At 41.8% G+C, this 352-nt stretch carries 1 pseudogene; it reads right to left on the bottom strand.

Going from position 1 to position 352, the window contains the following annotated elements:
• Positions 1 to 82: 82 nt before the first annotated feature.
• Positions 83 to 352 (bottom strand): annotated as a pseudogene (locus B7C60_RS17240) (methyl-accepting chemotaxis protein); the annotation flags it as partial.

Genomic DNA, 352 nt, shown 5'->3' with positions numbered 1-352 from the left:
CCAACCAAATGGCGAAAGATCAAGGCATTATTCACTAAGCATATAAAAGGGGCTTCTCGCCCCTTTTAATAGACTCTATCCGTTAAATTTTGAATTGTGAGACTTGCTCATGTAGTTGACTCGCCTGCGCACTTAATGACTGCGTAGCATCCATTAAGTTATGCGATGCTTGTTCTGTTTGAGAAGAGAGATCATTTATATTAACAACATTTTGGTTAATCAACTCAGCAACGGAAGACTGCTCTTCAGCCGCCGTCGCAATTTGTAAATTCATATCTGCAATCAGGGTCACAGCTTGGTTAATTTGCTCTAACCGCGCAGCCATGTCTTCAGCCTTTGTAACCGTTGTTTG

This window comes from Vibrio fujianensis, from assembly GCF_002749895.1.
Classification (GTDB): domain Bacteria; phylum Pseudomonadota; class Gammaproteobacteria; order Enterobacterales; family Vibrionaceae; genus Vibrio; species Vibrio fujianensis.
This window is presented reverse-complemented; position numbering and strand designations above follow the sequence as displayed.